The organism is Chitinophaga sp. YR573 (assembly GCF_900110995.1).
GTDB lineage: Bacteria > Bacteroidota > Bacteroidia > Chitinophagales > Chitinophagaceae > Chitinophaga.
On sequence record NZ_FOJF01000001.1, the window covers coordinates 3,220,507 to 3,239,480 of the forward strand.

At 43.7% G+C, this 18,974-nt stretch carries 17 protein-coding genes and 1 tRNA gene; 12 read left to right on the forward strand and 6 right to left on the reverse strand.

The window, feature by feature from the left end; genetic code table 11:
* Positions 1-62 precede the first annotated feature (62 nt).
* From BMW86_RS13625 to BMW86_RS13640, 4 genes are read left to right on the forward strand one after another with little or no spacing between them, the layout of a single operon-like run.
* Positions 63-764, forward strand: coding sequence for a glycosyltransferase family 25 protein (locus tag BMW86_RS13625; protein WP_089782296.1), 702 nt, complete (start codon positions 63-65; stop codon positions 762-764).
* Positions 746-1,810, forward strand: a complete 1,065-nt coding sequence (locus BMW86_RS13630) for a glycoside hydrolase family protein (protein WP_089782297.1) — start codon at positions 746-748, stop codon at positions 1,808-1,810. The genes BMW86_RS13625 and BMW86_RS13630 overlap by 19 nt, the downstream gene beginning before the upstream one ends.
* Positions 1,811-1,820: 10 nt before the next feature.
* The gene (locus BMW86_RS13635; protein WP_089782298.1) at positions 1,821-3,110 is read left to right on the forward strand and encodes a LicD family protein; all 1,290 of its coding nucleotides are present in this window, start codon (positions 1,821-1,823) and stop codon (positions 3,108-3,110) included.
* Positions 3,107-4,003, forward strand: a complete 897-nt coding sequence (locus tag BMW86_RS13640) for a glycosyltransferase (protein WP_089782299.1) — start codon at positions 3,107-3,109, stop codon at positions 4,001-4,003. Before BMW86_RS13635 ends, BMW86_RS13640 begins: the two co-directional genes overlap by 4 nt.
* A gap of 127 nt (positions 4,004-4,130) precedes the next feature.
* Here the strand turns inward: BMW86_RS13640 and BMW86_RS13645 are convergent.
* A tRNA-Glu gene (locus BMW86_RS13645) sits at positions 4,131-4,205 on the reverse strand.
* Positions 4,206-4,348: 143 nt separating this feature from the next.
* On the opposite strand from BMW86_RS13645, the gene gap reads away from it, so the two are divergent.
* The 4 genes from gap to BMW86_RS13665 all read left to right on the forward strand — a co-directional run bounded on the left by gap (position 4,349) and on the right by BMW86_RS13665 (position 11,028).
* On the forward strand, positions 4,349-5,365 hold the full coding sequence (gene gap, locus BMW86_RS13650) for a type I glyceraldehyde-3-phosphate dehydrogenase (protein WP_089782300.1): 1,017 nt from the start codon (positions 4,349-4,351) through the stop codon (positions 5,363-5,365).
* A 90-nt stretch (positions 5,366-5,455) separates the two neighbouring features.
* The gene (locus BMW86_RS13655; RefSeq protein WP_089782301.1) at positions 5,456-6,652 is read left to right on the forward strand and encodes a phosphoglycerate kinase; all 1,197 of its coding nucleotides are present in this window, start codon (positions 5,456-5,458) and stop codon (positions 6,650-6,652) included.
* A gap of 62 nt (positions 6,653-6,714) precedes the next feature.
* Positions 6,715-7,959 carry a C4-dicarboxylate transporter DctA gene (gene dctA / locus BMW86_RS13660; protein WP_089782302.1) on the forward strand — a complete coding sequence of 415 codons (1,245 nt, stop codon included), beginning with the start codon at positions 6,715-6,717 and terminating at the stop codon, positions 7,957-7,959.
* A gap of 15 nt (positions 7,960-7,974) precedes the next feature.
* Positions 7,975-11,028, forward strand: a complete 3,054-nt coding sequence (locus BMW86_RS13665; protein ID WP_089782303.1) for a ligand-binding sensor domain-containing protein — start codon at positions 7,975-7,977, stop codon at positions 11,026-11,028.
* A gap of 189 nt (positions 11,029-11,217) precedes the next feature.
* On the opposite strand, the gene BMW86_RS33270 is transcribed toward BMW86_RS13665, so the two are convergent.
* The 3 genes from BMW86_RS33270 to BMW86_RS13680 are packed head-to-tail and all read right to left on the reverse strand — an operon-like array spanning position 11,218 to position 13,076.
* A complete protein-coding gene (locus BMW86_RS33270) occupies positions 11,218-12,003 on the reverse strand; it encodes a TPM domain-containing protein (RefSeq protein ID WP_089782304.1) in 786 nt (261 codons plus the stop codon).
* A gap of 15 nt (positions 12,004-12,018) precedes the next feature.
* Positions 12,019-12,474, reverse strand: coding sequence for a TPM domain-containing protein (locus tag BMW86_RS13675; RefSeq protein WP_089782305.1), 456 nt, complete (start codon positions 12,472-12,474; stop codon positions 12,019-12,021).
* Positions 12,475-12,485: 11 nt separating this feature from the next.
* Positions 12,486-13,076: a LemA family protein gene (locus BMW86_RS13680; RefSeq protein WP_089782306.1), complete on the reverse strand. Its 591-nt coding sequence runs from the start codon at positions 13,074-13,076 to the stop codon at positions 12,486-12,488.
* A 422-nt stretch (positions 13,077-13,498) separates the two neighbouring features.
* Between BMW86_RS13680 and BMW86_RS13685 the strand changes: the two genes are divergently transcribed.
* Positions 13,499-13,963 (forward strand): response regulator, encoded by a 465-nt coding sequence (locus BMW86_RS13685; protein WP_089782307.1) that lies wholly within the window; start codon positions 13,499-13,501, stop codon positions 13,961-13,963.
* Here the strand turns inward: BMW86_RS13685 and BMW86_RS13690 are convergent.
* Together BMW86_RS13690 and BMW86_RS13695 are read right to left on the reverse strand one after the other, a co-directional pair.
* Complete coding sequence (locus BMW86_RS13690; protein ID WP_089782308.1) at positions 13,952-15,136, reverse strand: FecR family protein; 1,185 nt, start codon at positions 15,134-15,136, stop codon at positions 13,952-13,954. The genes BMW86_RS13685 and BMW86_RS13690 overlap by 12 nt on opposite strands.
* A gap of 46 nt (positions 15,137-15,182) precedes the next feature.
* Positions 15,183-15,533: an RNA polymerase sigma factor gene (locus BMW86_RS13695; protein ID WP_089782309.1), complete on the reverse strand. Its 351-nt coding sequence runs from the start codon at positions 15,531-15,533 to the stop codon at positions 15,183-15,185.
* A 183-nt stretch (positions 15,534-15,716) separates the two neighbouring features.
* Here BMW86_RS13695 and BMW86_RS13700 point away from each other — a divergent pair, with 183 nt between their 5' ends.
* From BMW86_RS13700 to lysA, 3 genes are all read left to right on the forward strand, one after another.
* Entirely contained in the window at positions 15,717-17,087 is a 1,371-nt protein-coding gene (locus BMW86_RS13700; protein ID WP_089782310.1) for a dipeptidase, read from the forward strand.
* 98 nt (positions 17,088-17,185) lie between these two features.
* Positions 17,186-17,587 (forward strand): RNA-binding S4 domain-containing protein, encoded by a 402-nt coding sequence (locus tag BMW86_RS13705; protein WP_089783676.1) that lies wholly within the window; start codon positions 17,186-17,188, stop codon positions 17,585-17,587.
* A gap of 145 nt (positions 17,588-17,732) precedes the next feature.
* A complete protein-coding gene (lysA, locus tag BMW86_RS13710) occupies positions 17,733-18,953 on the forward strand; it encodes a diaminopimelate decarboxylase (RefSeq protein ID WP_089782311.1) in 1,221 nt (406 codons plus the stop codon).
* The last annotated feature ends 21 nt before the right edge of the window (positions 18,954-18,974 follow it).

Genomic DNA, 18,974 nt, shown 5'->3' on the forward strand with positions numbered 1-18,974 from the left:
AGTCAGAATGAAGTTAAGCTGAGTTGTCAGCAGCAGTTTTTATTTATTAATGGTAATGCCATATGATTAATTCTTTAAACTCTTTTTTTGATCATATTTATTGTATAAATCTTTCCTCACGCAGTGATAGATGGGCAGAATGCCTGGTGGAGTTCGATAAACATGAAATTAAGGGCGTAGAAAGGTTTGAGGCGATTGAAGGCATCCCGATAGCATTTAATGACTACGGAACTATGGGCCTGGAAGTGAATGATAATAATTATAAGGTGAGGTTAGCCGGTAGAATTGGATGCCTGTTATCTCATCTTGAGGTTATAAAAGCAGCGAAAGCACACAACTATAGTAATATTCTAATCCTGGAGGACGACGTTCAGTTTGTTGATGATATCCAAAACAGGTTTTTCGACTCTATTGATGGATTGCCAGATGATTGGTCGCTGCTTTATCTCGGTGGTAATGAAAAAGGCACTCAAACCGAGGTTATACCAGGTATTCTAAAAGTGTCAAATATGCTCATGGCACATGCGATTGGCATACAATCTCATTTTTATGATGAACTTATAGAACTCCTGACTAAATGTGAGCTGCCTGTGGACGTTTACTATGCATTTCTTCAGCAGAAATATCCCTGTTACGTTATATACCCTTATCTGGCATGGCAACGCGTAGGTTGGAGTGATATTGAGCAACGTTTCAGAATATATGATTTTAATTATCGGTCGCCATCTCTTAATGAAATGTTGAAATGCAAAAAAATAAAATAGCATTATTGCCGGCTTTAGAGAAAATTGAAGGTGTAATAAGTGCCAGTGGTGATGGATTGATAGGTGGTAGTGCAGGCCTGAGTATTTTTTACCATCAGCTGTACTTAACTTCCGAAAATGAATCTCATCTGGAAAAAAGCAGGGAACTCATTACAGCCGCTGTCGAGGCCTATGCCGGGATGGAGGACATTTCTTTCAGGGATGGTAGTTTTGGCGTCGCCCTGTCTATTAATTACATGATGAATGCCGGCGTCATTGCTATTGATGCCGGGGAGTTGAGTGAATCAATTGATACGCCGGTATATATATCATCTCTCCGGTCTATTGTTCAGGGACATTATGATTTTTGGGAGGGAGGTTTAGGGGCGGTGCCATATGCGTATGAAAGGTTACCTGATGCCAGGGCCAAAGGTTATCTCCACCAGGTACACTCACTTATGGCAGATAGTAAATTACTGGGCATTTACATGGATGGTATTATGGAATATCTTAGTGCTGGCGCAACACGGGCGAATGGAAGCATGATCTTACGTATCCTCGATCAAATTACCAACATTGTTAAAATATTAATACAGTTCAGGAAGTTGCTTCCTCAAATCACTGGCATAGATGCCGGGTTATCCAGCTTTGCTGACTGGATAGTAGGAGTGAGAAGTGATCTTAAACGTTTGAATAATGAGAGTGAGTACTTATTCTTCGAATTACGTTTATGCTTTATCCTGTTACAAATTGGAAATGAGCATCAGAAAGACTTTGCGTTGCTTATATTGAATGATTTATATAGTAAGAGAGAAGACTTATTAAATTCACCTCTTCCCCTAACCTGTATAAATGGGTTAGGTGAGTGGGCCTATATCTTCAAAAAACTACATAGAACGTTCGACTTGTCTGTTGCAGGTACGGAATATAATTTCTGGATTGCGGTAATTAATGCTGAGGTATTAAAAGGCACTTGTACCAGGGATTTAGCAGGTATAGGTATTGTATTGACCGATTACCTCAATGATTTGGATAATGGATTAATAGATAAATTATTATTAATGTAACCTATATACTATGCTTATTTATTTCATACCATTGGTCAGTGATCAGGAACTGACGGGTGACCTGCAACCTATTGTTAGCATACCTGGAGTGGATGCCAACATTCATTACCTATCCCCTGAAAACCTGGATATTACCTTAAAGATTGACCCATCCTGGCATTTTGAACAATATGGTTTCTACCTGTCACCTTCTGAGATTAAAAATTACCAGCTTCACTACAATGCCTGGCAGTTATTCTTAAAGCAAAATGACGATTGGTGCTTAATAGTTGATGCTTCGGTAAAATTAGAGGCTTCTGCTACAGCCATTAATGAGGTGATGCAAACTTTAGACGAAGGTTGGGACGTCTTTTTCCCGTTTGACAGGATGACTATCCAGGAAGAGGAAAATGCGTTAATAATGGAAAAGCTACGTTCCATGATAAACTGGAATTCCAAGGAAAAAAAGGATCCTCTGCCTCATCTGCTTGGTTTTTCCTGGGGCAATAGTATTTATTTTCTCAGCAAACAGGGCTGCCGTAAACTGATGGGAAACACTAGTATCAGACAACGAGTGGATGATGAAATTCTACAACTTTCTATGGATGAAAAGATCGAGGTTTTTTGCCAGGAGGTTGAATGGTTTAATTATGGGCAACAGCCAGTACTAAAGTCTAGAGACCGGAATAGGGCCATTTATGAGGCCATCACGGAAAGAAGCCGTTGGACCCCGCAAAATAAGGAAAAGGTACAGTTACTTTTAAAGACGATCAGTAATATAGCCGCCAAGCTAAATATAGACCTCTTATTACAGGGAGGTTCGCATCTTGGGTATGTAAGACATGGTGGTATCATGCCATGGGATGATGATGTTGACCTTGGAATAAATGAAAAGGACCTACCCGCATTTTTAGCCGAAGTAGAAAAAACAACAGGACTGTATCAAATGATGAAAATTGAAGAGAGGTCGGGAATTCCGTTTTATAAATTATGGATGGACGACGGGGAGCAGATAGATGGTTATGATTATAAGTTTCCTTTTGTTGATCTATGGCTTTTTAAAATTATAGGCAAAGATCTGGTGGCAAATAATGGCATTATTTCACCCGGCTCTGCTCAATACCCATACCAGGAGATCATCTTTGAAAATGCAGCTTTCAAGATAGTCGCAAACTCTGTTGAAGCCCTGGATGCAAGATACAGGACCTGGAAAAAAGGGATCAGGGTATATAATTATCATCATCGGCAGGAGCGTATAGAAGGGTATCCCCTTCGCGTAGAAATATCTGTAAATGAAAACGGAAAAATGATAGACCTATGAAAATAACAATAATCGGAGCTAATAATAACGGAGGCCTCGAAAAGGATAAGATCATCCTAACGAAATTGTTGCAGGAGCACAACTTTGATGTTGATGCTCGCGACAATCGGGATTTTGCCCCGTTAAGTGAAGATACTGATCTGTGCATACATCTTGAAGTTGTGGATGAGCGGTGCTTTGGCAAGAGAAATATTCTTATTCCTAACCAGGAGTGGTTTATGAGAAAATGGCTACCGTCCCTGCATAAATTTGAAGCGATATTCTGCAAATCAAGGTATGCATACAATATATTTAATAATTATCATAACAATGTTCACTATACAGGTTTCACGTCAATAGATTGTTACGTGCCGTCAGAAAAAGCTAAAGAGTGTTTTCATGCGGCCGGCAATTCAAAGGCAAAAGGCACACAGCTTTTAATATATGCCTGGGACAATTTTACTGACGCCAGGTTACACCTGGCAACCCGCACTATTGACACAGCAACCATTACCAACGAATCAATATCTGCTCATTATTATTTATCTAAGGAAGAATACAGTCGGCTTCGAAACAGCACACTCATTCATATATACCCTTCGCAGGTGGAAGGTTTTGGGCACTGTATTAATGAGGCTATGTCTTGTGGTGCAGTGGTTATCACAACTGACTACCCGCCTATGAATGAATTTAAATGCAATTTCTATATACCAGCTCAGGTGGAATATACATTACCCAATAGTCTGGGAAGTGGAGTTTATATCGATCCAGCATCTATCAGAAAAACTGTTGAAGAAGTGTTGGCGCGTAACGACCTTCATGAATTAGGCAAAAGGAGCAGGGAATATTTTTTGCAAAGTGATAAGGAATTTCGGGAACGGTTCATGTCGCTTTTCAATACGCTTAAAATCTAATAACCGAAAAACGACTAGTGTCGAACCTCGCGTGTAAATGAAGTTTTCCTCGACATTGCCCAACAGGCGGGGCAACTGCCCGAAAATAAAAACGGGGATAATACTTTCGTACTATCCCCGTCGTTGTTGGTACCGCGTACGGGAGTCGAACCCGTCATTCCTCCGTGAAAGGGAGGTGTATTAACCGATTTACCAACGCGGCGTCTAATTTAGGACTGCAAAGGTAGCCCGTATTTTGATATTTTCAAAAAAAAGTTGCTTAACTTAAATTTATATTGCTTAATCCCTGTATTGCTTGTAAATTCGCTACTCAATTTTTTTCAATCTCAACAAACTCAGTGTAAAATGGGAACTACTCTTAAAATCGGTATTAATGGTTTCGGTCGTATTGGCCGTTTAGTTTACCGTCAGATCTCTAAAATGCCCGGCATAGACGTGGTAGCTATTAATGACCTTACAAGTCCCGCTGTTTTAGCTCATTTGCTGAAGTATGACTCTGCTCAGGGTCGCTTTGATGCAGACGTGAAGCATTCTGAAAATTCAATTTCTGTAGACGGTGCAGAAATTAAGATATACGCACAGAGAGATCCTTCTCAGATTCCCTGGGGACAGCATGGTATTGACGTGGTGATAGAATCTACTGGTTTCTTCGCAGACAGAGACAAAGCTGCTGCTCACATCACTGCCGGCGCTAAAAGAGTAGTTATCTCTGCTCCCGCTACCGGCGACCTGAAAACTGTTGTATTTAACGTTAACCACGATATCCTCGATGGTAGCGAAACAGTTATCTCATGCGCTTCCTGCACAACTAACTGTCTGGCTCCAATGGCGAAAGTTCTGGATGACAAATACGGTATTGAACTCGGCTTCATGACCACCATCCACGCTTACACCAACGACCAGAACACCCTGGATGCTCCTCATCCAAAAGGCGACCTGCGCCGCGCACGCGCTGCCGCAGCTAACATCGTACCTAACAGCACCGGTGCTGCTAAAGCAATCGGACTGGTACTGCCTAAACTGAAAGGTAAACTGGACGGTAGCGCTCAACGTGTACCAACCATCACCGGTTCTTTAACTGAACTGACTACCATCCTGAACAAAAAAGTAACTGCAGAAGAAATCAACGCCGCTATGAAGGCTGCTTCTAACGAATCTTTCGGTTATACCGAAGACGAAATCGTTAGCAGCGATATCATCGGTATCCACTTCGGTTCCCTGTACGATGCTACACAAACTAAAGTAATCACCGTAGGTGACAAACAACTGGTTAAAACCGTTTCCTGGTACGACAACGAAATGAGCTACGTATCCCAGCTGGTACGTACCGTTAAGTACTTCGCAGGTCTGATCAGCAAATAAGTTATCATATAACTATGTAAATGGTGAATAGTAAATGGTGTTGATCACCATTCACTGTTCACCATTTTACCATAAATAAATAGTTCACCAATGAGCAAATTCTCCGATTTCAACTTCAGTGGTCATAAAGCCCTCGTACGCGTAGACTTTAACGTTCCCCTGAATGATAAATTTGAAATTACTGACGATAATCGCATGACCGCCGCCGTTCCTACCATTCAGAAAATCCTGAAAGATGGCGGTAGCGTTATATTAATGTCGCACTTAGGTCGTCCAAAAGACGGTCCCACCGATAAATACTCTCTCAAACACCTGGTAAACCACCTGATAAAACTCCTCGGTGGCGTAACAGTAAAGTTTGCTACTGACTGCATCGGTCCCGTTGCAGAAGCAGCTGCTAAAAACCTCCAGGCCGGAGAAGTCCTGCTCCTGGAAAACCTGCGCTTCTACAAAGAAGAAGAAAAAGGCGATACCGCCTTCGCAGAAAAACTCTCTAAATTAGGAGATGTATACGTGAACGATGCCTTCGGTACCGCTCACCGTGCCCACGCTTCTACCGCTGTTATCGCCCAGTACTATCCTGCCGACAAACGTATGTTCGGTCTGCTGATGGAAGCTGAAGTTGGTAACGCAGAGAAAGTACTGCACAAATCAGAAAAACCATTCACAGCCATCCTCGGTGGTGCTAAGGTGAGCGACAAAATCCTCATCATAGAAAACCTGATGGAAAAAGCCAATAACATCATCATCGGTGGTGGTATGGCATATACCTTCCTCAAAGCACAGGGTAAAGAAATCGGTAACTCACTCTGTGAAACCGAAAAACTCGACCTGGCGCTGGAACTCCTCGCTAAAGCCAAAGCGAAAGGTGTTGCACTGATCCTGCCCGTTGATTCTATCGCTGCAGATAAATTCGCTGCCGACGCTAACACTCAGCTGGTAAGCAATGATAACATCCCTGCAGGATGGATGGGCCTGGATATAGGAGAGAAGTCTGTCGCTATCTTCAGCGAAACGATCCAGCAATCAAAAACTATCCTGTGGAACGGTCCTATGGGTGTATTTGAAATGGCAGCTTTCCAGCACGGTACCAAAGCAATTGCAGATGCAATCGTTAAGGCTACTTCACAGGGTGCTTTCTCCCTGGTAGGTGGTGGAGACTCCGTTGCTGCTGTAAACCAGTTTGGCCTGGCAGACAAAGTTAGTTACGTTTCTACCGGTGGTGGCGCTATGCTGGAATACTTTGAAGGCAAAGTATTACCAGGTATCGCAGCTATTAAAGGATAATCACTTATAACGCCTGACACTGCAAGAGTGCCAGGCGTTTATTTTTTTTTGTATATTGATGGATGAGCAAATTGATCCGGCACCTATACTTCCAGGTAATCATCGCTATCATCCTAGGTATACTCGTAGGGGCATACTTCCCCGGTATGGCAGGCACAGGCAAAATAATCAGTGAGGTCTTTATCAACCTGATCAAAATGCTCATCGCCCCCATCATCTTCCTCACCATCGTCCTGGGAATTGCCCGCATGGGCGATATGAAGAAAGTAGGCAGGGTAGGAGGCAAAGCCTTACTCTACTTTGAAATAGTGACCACCATGGCCATCACCATAGGTATCATCCTGGCCAACCTGCTCAAACCTGGACAAGGCGTCGTCTTCACCAACACAAACGTTACCGCCCTCGCCAAAATAGAAAAAGATGCTGCCGGCTTCAGCTGGACCGAATTCCTGATGCATATTATTCCTTCCAATGCCGTAGATGCCTTCGCGAAAGGAGATATTCTTCAGGTACTGGTATTCGCGATCTTATTCGGTTACGGCATCACCAAAATGAAAAACGGTGGCACATCACTACTGGCCACCTTTGAAAGACTCTCGGAAGTCTTCTTCAATATCCTCAAATTCATCATGAAACTGGCTCCACTAGGCGCCTTCGGTGGCATGGTATACACGATAGGAAGTTTCGGTGTAGACTCCCTGAAGCCCATGGTTAAACTGATGGGATGCGTATACCTCACCATGTTCCTCTTCATCTTCGTAGTCCTGAATATTATTGCTAAATACTACCGCTTCAATCTCTGGCGCTACCTCAAATTCATAAAGAACGAAATACTGCTGGTATTGGGCACTTCCTCTTCGGAATCCGCCTTACCCGGATTAATGGAACGCCTGGAAAAACTAGGCTGTTCAAGGGAAGTGGTTGGACTGGTAGTCCCTGCCGGATACTCCTTCAACCTGGATGGCACCAGTATTTACCTCTCTATGGCGGTCATATTCCTGGCGCAGGTATTCAACGTACCTTTAACCATCTGGCAGGAATTAACGGTGCTCGGTATCCTGATGATCACCTCAAAAGGAGCGGCAGGAATCACCGGCAGCGGGTTCATTGTGCTGGCATCTACACTGTCTGTTATCAAAGTAATTCCTGTAGAAGGACTGGCAATCCTGATAGGTGTAGACCGCTTCATGTCGGAAGCAAGAGCTATTACCAACCTGATAGGCAATGGAGTAGCAACAATAGTAATGGCTAAAAGTGAAAATGCCTTTGATGAAGAAATGTATCTTAAGGCAACACAGAATACTTAATTTAGAGGCCACCTTATGAGATGGATGCTCGCATTTTTATGGCTGATTACATTGCCTGTCCGGGCTCAGGACCCTGGCATCTCTTACTCTTTCATACACCTGGATATAAAAAGCGGACTGGCCAGCAACCACGTCTCCGCTATTATGCAGGATAGAAAAGGATTTATCTGGATAGCCAGTACAGCCCTCCAACGCTATGACGGATATAACCTGGTCACCGTAGCCAGTTTCGATAAAGTACCTGGATCTATTTATTATGATGATATCTGCCTGTGTGAAGACCGGGCGGGAAGAATATGGATGGGTGCCCCGGACAATATCCGTTTTTACGACCCTAACAGTGCTAAACTAAAAGTACTTAAAACAGATATTTTCCCTGCCGTACAAGGCAACCTTAATTGCAGTCAGATAGTACAGGACCGTGCAGGTATCATATGGATTACCACCCAGGAAGGACTGCTGCAATACGATGAACGAAGGGAAACATTCATAAAACCACCCGGTATTCCGGAAGAATTAAGAAAGGAAATGTACAGCGCCATCATAGAAGATGATGACGGCAACCTGTGGATCAGCGGCAAGAACAGTGTTTACATGCTGGATGCCAGCAGGAAAAAACTGTATAGCGCTACCAATAACCCGGATAAAAACCCTTTGCTCTCAGTCGTCGGTAGCGTAAGAAAGTTTTATATAGATGAACAACATCGTTTATGGGTCTCTGCCCGTATTGGTCATACCCTTTATTGTTATGATAAAGGACAACTGACATGTTATCTCAAAGACAATATGATCACGGATATTACTTCCGATAAAGATCATCGTGTATGGATTTCTACGGAACTGAATGGTATTTACAGGTTTGATGACAGTACCAGAACATTCGCTACACATATTGTTGCTAATAATAAAGATGAAGGCGGATTACACTATGCATATGAGGTAAACTGTATCCTCAATGACCGTGATGGTTATCTGTGGATAGGTACAGACGAAGGAGTGAATATTCTGAGTTTGCCTGATAAGTCTTTTCATATCATGGATGACAACGCTGCGGGATTACCCAAAGCAGAGGTAACAGGTCTGTTCCAGGACAGTAAAGGCTATATCTATGCCGGTTACTGGGGAAAGGGTTTCAGCTGGATGACGCCATCCATGGTCCTCAAAAAACAATTCACCCACAAAGAAAACTTACCCGAAGGGCGCAGCCTGGTATGGAGTTTTGCAGAAATGCCGGATGGGAAAGTCCTTATAGGACAGGAAAATGGATGGATATCAGTGTTTGATCCGGATAAAGGCGAATTTATCGCACACCATCAGTCCCCTTTATTTGGAGATCAGACATCCATGAACATGAAGGTAGAAAGCGACACCGCTGTATGGATAGGTCTGTATAAAAAAGGACTGGCACGCTGGGATCCTAAACATGAGCGGTTCTATCATTATACGGCGCTTACCAGCTACTTAAAACGGCCTACCACCGTCATGGATATCGCCCCGCAGTATGATTCCCTGTTATGGCTGGCTACCAGCGATGCGGGATTAATCCGGTTCAACCGCTTTACCCAAAACGTTAGCAGCGCAACAATTTTTCATATTGATAAACTGTCTATCAGTAATATCACCTGTCTGAATTTGCTGAATGACACCACTTTAGTTGCCGGTACAGACCATGGCCTATGGCTTTATGATACCCGTAACGGCAGTTTAAAACCCTTAAAAATCAACAGTGCCCTGTTTGATGAATGGGTATTAAGCATGCAAAAGGATGGTGAAAACGGACTGTGGTTCACTACGCAATACGGCTTCTATCGCTTCAATGCAGCAAATTTCACCCTCAGTACATTTGTACAGTCCGGAGATATCATCGATAACAACCGTAAAGTAAGACGTTGTATTGCCAGGCTAAAAGACGGGCGACTCATGGTAGGCGCTTCCGATCACTTCGTGATATTTGATCCGGCTAAATTAAATGTAGCGCCACCACCACCGGATGTAACAATACTCAGTTTCCGTACGATGGACAGCACCGTACATATGACAACGGGGAAGCCGGTTACATTAAGTTACCGTCAGAACTTTATCAGCATAGAATTTAAAAGCCTGCAATATCATCATGAACCCATCCGCTATCTCTACCAACTGGAAGGAGTGGATGAAGAATGGCTGAAGGCAGAGAATATCCTGGTAGCAAGATATACGAACCTGCCCCCGGGTAACTATACATTCAGGGTGAGAAGTGTAAATACAGCAGGTACCTTTTCAGAAGGTATCACGGAACTAAAGATCAATATTCTGCCCGCCTTCTGGCAAACGACCTGGTTCAGGATGCTGGTGCTGTTGCTGATCATATCCCTGATCTATCTCTACTTCAGGATGCGCATTTATTATATTAAACGGGCTGCCAGACGCAGAGCAGTTATCCAGCAGCAGATGGCCCAGCTGGAAATGAAAGCGCTGCGTGCGCAGATGAATCCTCACTTTATCTTTAATGCATTGAACTCTATCCAGACGTTCATGATGAAGAATGAGACAGAACAGGCCCTCTCTTACCTCAGCCGTTTTGCTCGACTGATAAGGAATGTGTTGGATACATCCCAGTTGAACATCATCCCCGTATCCAAAGAAATAAAGATGCTGGAGAACTACCTGGAGCTGGAGAAACTACGTTTTGCTGATCAGTTTACTTATGAGATTACAATTGATGATGAGCTGGATGCGGACTACACAGATATCCCTACAATGGTGCTGCAACCATTTTTAGAGAATGCAATATGGCATGGCTTACTGCATAAAAAGGAAAGAGGAAATGTGAGCATTGCTTTCCATAAAGTAAAGGACCGGGTACTCTGTATCATTCAGGATAATGGGATTGGAAGGGTAGGAGCAGCAGCGCTGAGACAACAATCCGGACATAATTCAAAAGGATTACAAATTACAAGAGACAGGCTGGCCCTCTATAACAAGCGTTTTAATTTAGATGCTACATTCGATATTGAAGATCTGTTTGATGAGGACGGACAGGCTTGCGGGACTAAAGTAAATGTATGGTTCCCATTAGGAGAAGCATAATAGGCTCCGTCAGGAGCCCCGTGTTTGTAGAAAACATGTTAAACAACAAAACACAGACTCCGTTAGGAGTCCCCTGATATTAGCAATTTTAGGGGACTCCTAACGGAGTCTATTATGTAGAAGATAGATTGTTGCTACAAACACGGGGCTCCTAACGGAGCCTTAATATGTTTGAGAGCCTGATATTTTTTACCAGCTTCCACTGGCGCCACCGCCGCCGCCGGAGCCTCCTCCGAAGCCACCAAAGCCGCCTCCACCGCCGCCGAAACCACCACCACCACGACTACCACCGCCAAATCCTCCACCAAGAGCGTTACCTATTATCATAGGGGCTATCCAGCCTCCCCATCCGCGTCTGCTGATGGTAGTACCACCACCACCGCCGCCACGGTTATTAAAATAGGAGATGATAATCACGAGAATGATAATACCCACCAGTATGGCGCCACCGCCACCACTGCCTTTGCGGCTTGAGGGAATACCTTTGTACTCTCCCGCAGCTGCCTGTATGATCTTATCAACGCCTTCATCTATCCCCTGGTAATAATGTCCCTCACGGAAATTAGGAGCGATGATCTGGTCTATGATCCTGTTGGCGATAGCATCAGGCAGTACGCCTTCCATGCCGGAACCTGTTTCAATTCTTATTTTATGATCGTCTACTGCAATCAGTAAAACAACCCCGTTATTCTTTTCTTTAGTCCCTACACCCCAGCCCCGCAGTATTTTTAAGGCTACTTCGCTGATGTCATAAACGCCGGTAGTTTTTATAGTAACAACGGCTATTTGGGTAGAGGTGCTGTCGTTATAGGCTATCAGTTTGCTTTCCAGCGCATCCGCCTCATTACTCAGCAGAACGCCGGCAAGGTCATTGACCAGGCGCGGAGGATCAGGGCGTGCAGGAACATCCTGTGCCCATCCAGTAACGGTGGTGACCAATAGCGCAAGCATCCATAACCAGCCAAATTTCCTCATGGTTTAATAATTTATTTATTTCCCGATAACGATATCATCCGGTAATTCATTATCATCACCGGCTTCAAAAGGGAAGTGCTGACACAATGATTCTCCTATTTCTTTGATACAGGCTTCGATACCATCTATCACCCTTTGACCGGAAAAATGGGAGAGTAACAACTTTGATTGCTGTTGCCAGAATTCGTCCCCTACTTTTTCATGAATGCCTTTATCGCCTACAATAGCGTATTGGCGGTCTTTAAGAGCAATATAAAGTAGCACGCCATTGCTGCGTTTTGTTTTGTGCATCCCCAGTTGCAGGAATATTATTTCTGCCCTGTCTATAGGGTTTACAAATTTGCAATGACTTTCTACGTATAGCCGTATCTCTCCGCTTGTAAGCCTTTCGGCTGCGCGGATGGCCTGTACCAGCCGTTGCTTCTCAGCTTCGGTTAACAACTCTTTCTTTGAGAAAGGAAATATGCCCATAGAACTGGTTTTTAGAATTGCACTTTAGGCGCATTTTCAGATCCTTTATCTGCTTCGAAATATCCTTTTTCATGGAATCCGCCAAAACCGGCAACGATATTACCAGGGAAGGTACGTACAGCACTGTTGTACCCTTTTACTGAATCGTTAAAATCATTACGTGCAACAGCAATCCTGTTTTCAGTTCCTTCCAGTTGTGCCTGTAAATCCTGGAAGTTCTGGTTAGCTTTTAATTCAGGGTATGCTTCAGACACTGCCAGTAACCTGCCTAATGCCGAACTTAATTGTCCCTGTGCTGCCTGGAACTGCTGAATTTTCTCAGGGGAAAGATCGTCTGCATTCACCGTGATTTGCGTGGCCTTGGCGCGGGCTTCCATTACCTGGGTTAAAGTTTCTTTCTCAAAGTTAGCCGCGCCTCTTACAGTGCTTACCAGATTAGGTATCAGGTCTGCTCTGCGTTGGTACTGGCTTTGAACGGCGCCCCATTTGCTTTTTACAACTTCATCCTGCTGTACCAGAGAATTATATTTCTTAACACCACAGCCGCCGAAAATAACTACTACGGCAAGGATAATCACGATAACGAGTGTACTTTTTTTCATTTGAGTTTTAATTTAGAGTTAAATGCTGATAAACACATTAAACAATACTACGAGTATATTTCTTTGGTTATGTGCATATTAGTACACAAGAGTACTGAGTATATCAAACCTACACGAAATTATGCAAAATGCAAAAACAAACCTGTCTGCATTTTTTAATCATACACTGTTCGTAGAACGATAAAACGTCGTTACTTTACTTTCACAGAAAAGTTGTTGTCATTGTCGAAAAAAACAAACTCCGAATGCGGCTTTCTCTATAATTTTACAGTCATTTCCCGGTAACCAGATATGGAACAGATTATCTATAAGGGAGTTATGGCGTTTTAAACAGAGCAAACTTTTACTACGCATACCCACTCGTCTTTCATTCGTTTGTAACGCTTTTTATTTTTAATTAAATTGAATTTAAGTCTGCGTCAATGAGTGCACAACACATCCATATTCTGTATATAGATGATGAGATTCATAATCTAAATGCTTTTAAAGCATCTTTCCGTAGACTTTACACCGTGTTTACGGCAGCCTCTGCGGAAGAGGCAGAAGCGGTGCTGGCAAAAGAAGAAATCCAGATCATCATTTCAGATCAACGGATGCCTAAAATGACGGGCATCGAATTTTTCGAATCTATCCTGGACAAGTACCCCGAACCTATCCGCATATTACTTACCGGTTATGCAGATATCAATGCCGTAATAGACGCTATCAACAAAGGACAGGTGTACAAGTACTTTTCCAAACCATGGAACGAAGAAGAGTTAAGGCATAATATTGAGAAGGCATACGAAGTGTATTCTCTCCGTAAAGAAAACAAGGAGTTAACGGCAAAACTGCTGGACGTAAATGAAAAACTGGAGTTTTTATTACGTCAGAAATTAATTTCCTGATTTACGTATGCTGAAATGTATTGTTTCATCGTACACTTTGTAATCAATGTCCGACTCACTGCTTATTTCATTCAGGAACGTAGACAGGGGTTTGTCTTTATCAAGATTAGCAGAGAATAAGTGATGAGATAATGCAGGTGTTGAAAAATCAAGTTTCAGACCAAACCAGCGCATGATTACCGGGCCAATATCTTCCAGCGGTTTATTCACAAAGCGGTACATACCATCCCTCCAACCAAGGGTGACCGTTTCATCAAAGCGCTTTACCTTAAATGGTTCTCCTGGCCTGTAAATGGCTTCATAACCCGGTTTAAGGGTTACATCCAGGCTATCTCCTACATCTGTTATTACCGTGCCTTGTACCAGCGATGTTGTCATCACCTTGTTATCATAGGAGTTGACATTAAAAGCTGTGCCCAATGCGATGACCGATGCCGTGCCAGTATGTACAATAAATGGCTGTGCAGGGTTATGCGCTACGGTGAAGTAAGCCTCTCCTTCCAGGTATACTTCCCTCGTTTTTCCCGGGAAAATGAAAGGGAAGCGCAGTGTGGAACTGGCATTTAAGTGCACTTCTGTGCCATCGGCCAGTTCAATATGATAATCTGTTTGCGGAGGTACCGTAAGTGTATTCCATTCAATAGTACTGCTCTGGTAAATCGTATCGTTCTCTATATGCCTGGCAACGACCTGCACAACAGGCATAGCAGTATCTGTTACAGCTGCGGTTTCCTCCTCTATTGGTTCATCCGGATGAATAATCACCGGTGCAATAAAAGAATGGTAACGTGTTACTTTCTTATGTGGTGCAAAATGAGCGATAGCCGATGGCGCTTTATGCTGACGGGTACTAACAAATACAGCTGCCGTCAGCATAGCAGCAACCAGCATGGCCGCAACAGCCCTGTACCTTTTCAGGAAATAGTAAATACGCGTATGTAAAGGTTTAGGTGTTAACACCGCCCTTATTTTACACCAGTCGTGTTCCACACGCAGGTCTTCCAGAAAAGCATTAAACGTATAACGCCTGGCTTCTTCCTGTTCGATCCAGCAGTTACGCACCTGCTCATCAGTTTCCATCACCTTTTGCAGTAGCTTGTCTTCTACTTCGCTCAAGTCGCCAAGTTGCTTTCGCAATAGTAATGTGTATATATACTCTTGGTCGTATCTCATACAAAGAAGAGGTTATAGAGGGTGATTGGTTAAATCTGTCATTCGTTCATACAAGCAATTGCGGGTGCAATGCCTGGGGTATAAGTGCCGGCCCGGTCTTACAGGGTGGGCATTGTGCCTTTATCCGTTCTGTACCTGTCTGCAGATGACTGCATTCCTGACACACAAGCTGATAAAAAAATCCTCCGGGGGAATGATCAATCGTTCTATATGCGCCTGTTTGCCATACTTCTATGAAAAGACCCTGCACCATTTCCTTCGCTTTTTCCATATCCCCCAACATCTGACATGCTTTTACGCAAAGGGGCTTGTAGTATTTCATGAAAAAGTACTGGTAGGCATCAAGGTTGCTATCCTTTAATGCGGATAACATAGCGGTATCCTCGCTGGTTTGCATACGCAATGGTATTTGTAATGGTGTACGGTTTTATGGTTTAAAACAGGCGTTCAAGTTCGAATAAAAGATCCAGAAAATTGTTAATGACTGGTTAACGATCATAAATAACAATGAAATACTCCCCACTTTAATTTATGACTTTCCCTTAAATTGCAGCATTCTTAAAGTCAACTACACTGAAACATGCAAGTTTGGAAAGATTATCAGGCAAAGAATAAAGATCGTTTTCTGGATGAGCTGCTGGCACTGCTGCGCATCCCTTCTGTAAGTGCAGATTCAAGCTACAGCAAAGATGTAAAGGCTTGTGCTGAAGCCGTAAAGCAGCGGTTACTCGAAGCCGGAGCTGAGAAAGTAGAGGTATGTCCTACCGCCGGACACCCTATTGTATATGGTGAAAAGATCATCGATAAAGCGCTCCCTACCGTTCTGGTATATGGTCATTATGATGTACAACCCGCCGATCCGCTTGAACTGTGGGATAGCGGTCCGTTTGAACCGGTTATTAAAGATGATAAGATCTACGCCCGTGGCAGCGCGGACGATAAAGGTCAGTTTTATATGCACGTAAAGGCATTTGAAACCATGACCCAAACCAATACCCTCCCCTGCAATATCAAATTTATGATAGAAGGAGAGGAAGAAGTGGGCTCTGCCAACCTCGGTATCTTTATCAAAGAAAATAAAGAACGCCTGAAGGCAGATGTAGTACTCATCTCCGACACCTCCATGTTAAGCCTGGAAAATCCTTCCCTGGATACCGGCCTGCGCGGACTGTCATACATGGAAGTGGAAGTAACCGGCCCTAACCGCGACCTGCACAGTGGTGTATATGGTGGCGCAGTAGCCAACCCTGCTACTATCCTCTGTCAGATGATTGCCTCCATGCATGATGAAAACAATCATGTCACCATTCCGGGTTTCTATGATAAAGTACAGGACCTGAGCAAAGAAGAAAGAGCTGCCCTCAACGCTGCTCCGTTCGACGAAGCGGAATATAAAGCCGATCTGGGCGTGAATGAACTCTGGGGCGAAAAAGGATATACACCTATCGAACGTACCGGTATCCGTCCTACTCTGGAAGTAAACGGTATCTGGGGTGGTTATACCGGCGAAGGTTCCAAAACAGTATTGCCTTCAAAAGCATCTGCTAAAATCTCTATGCGCCTGGTGCCTAATCAGGACTGGATCGAGATCTCCGAACTCTTCAAAGCCCATTTTGAGAAAATAGCACCTAAGTCAGTAAAAGTAAAGGTAACCACCCACCATGGTGGCAGCCCTTATGTTACGCCTATCGATCACGTAGCTTTCAAAGCTGCCAGCGAAGCCATCAAAGCTACCTTTGGTAAGTCTCCCATCCCTATGCGTGGCGGTGGAAGTATTCCTATCGTAGCGCTGTTTGAGAAAGAGCTGGGACTTAAAACCATCCTGATGGGCTTTGGTCTGGATAGCGATAACCTGCACTCTCCCAATGAAAAGTATGGTTTGGCTAACTTCTATAAGGGTATCGAAACAATCCCTTATTTTCATCAGTACTTTGCCGAACTGAGTAAATAAATTGGGTGCAGGGCGAAGCCCTGCAAGATCCTTTCAATTTCTTTGTGATGGAGCGAAGCTCTGTCACAAAGAAGTTGCTTTTTGATCAAAATAAGTCTATGCAGAACACAGAAAAACTCCGGCTGGATAAATATCTCTGGGCTATCCGCATCTTTAAGACCCGTTCCCAGGCATCCGCTGCCTGCGAAGCAGGGAAAGTAAAGCTGAATGGTATATCCGTGAAGGCTTCCCGTGCAGTAGCAATAGGAGATAAGTACGACATCAGGAACGAAGCCCGTAAATGGAAAATCGAAGTCCTCAGCCTGTTGCCAAGCAGGGTACAATATGCAGAAGCCATTAAACACTACCTGGATATCACCCCTGAAGAAGATAAACTGGCCATGCAGAGTACCGCCTTCAGCTTTGACACCGGTAAACGCCCCAGCAAGATCGGTAGGCCTACCAAAAAGGAAAGACGCAGCCTTGACGACTTTATGGATGATAAAGACGAAGAAGAATAGTGAGTGGCCCCCACGCAAAAGTTTAAATCGGACCCATACTACCCAATAGTATATTCTCTTTTCTGGAATTTGCGTAGTAAATTCGCAGACTTTTAGGAAGAGTCCGAAAGGCTCCGATATGAATTTTGTAAATCTGAATGCATAAATGTCTAAACAAAGCGACGTCCTCTCCACAGAGTTCCTGGTGAAAGTGGCAGAAGAATTTGGAACACCGGTATACATATACCATGCAGAAAAAATAAAAATCCAGTACGAAAAGCTGCAAAATGCTTTCATAAAGACGGATGCCCGCTTCTTCTATGCCTGTAAGGCCCTTACCAATATCAATATCCTGAAGTATATTAACTCCCTTGGCTGCGGACTGGATACTGTATCCATCAATGAGGTACAACTGGGTCTAAAGGCAGGATTTGAGCCTAAAAACATCATTTTTACCCCTAACTGTGTAGATCTGGATGAGATCATCGCTGCAAAAGACCTGGGTGTAAACATCAATATTGATAATATCTCCATCCTGGAACAGTTTGGTAACCGCTTCGGCGATAGCTACCCTATCTGTATCAGGCTGAACCCGCATATCATGGCAGGTGGGAACTACAAGATCTCTACCGGCCACGTAGACAGCAAGTTCGGTATCTCCATTCACCAGCTGCGCCATATCGAACGCATCGTGAAGAGCACCAAACTGAAAGTGACGGGTTTACATATGCATACCGGCTCAGAAATCAAAGACGTGGATGTATTCCTGCGCGGAGTAGATATCATGTTCGAACTGGCCGTAAACTTCCCCGACCTGGAATTCATCGACCTGGGTAGCGGATTCAAAGTAGCTTACCAACAGGGTGATCCTGAAACAGATATCGCATTACTGGGCAGAAAACTGTCTGAGGCTTTCAATAAGTTCAATAAAACTTATACCCGCCCATTGCAGGTGTGGTTCGAACCTGGTAAGTTCCTCGTAAGCCAGAGTGGTTATTTCGTGGTAAAAGCAAATGTTATCAAGCAAACCACTGCTACCGTTTTCGTAGGTGTAAATTCAGGCTTTAACCACCTGATCCGCCCTATGTTCTACGATGCCTTCCACCTGATCCGCAACATCTCCAATCCTAAAGGAACAGAACGGATCTATACCGTAGTGGGAAATATCTGCGAAACCGATACTTTCGGCTGGGACCGTAAACTGAATGATGTAAGAGAAGGTGATTACCTGGTATTCTATAATGCAGGTGCTTACGGCTTCGAAATGTCATCAAACTTCAATTCCCGTTTTAAACCGGCTGAAGTGCTGATCAAAGATGGCAAAGCTCAGCTTATCAGAAAAAGAGATGTTTTTGAAGACCTGTTGCGTAACCAGATAGAACTATAACAATTACAGATGTTAAAATAT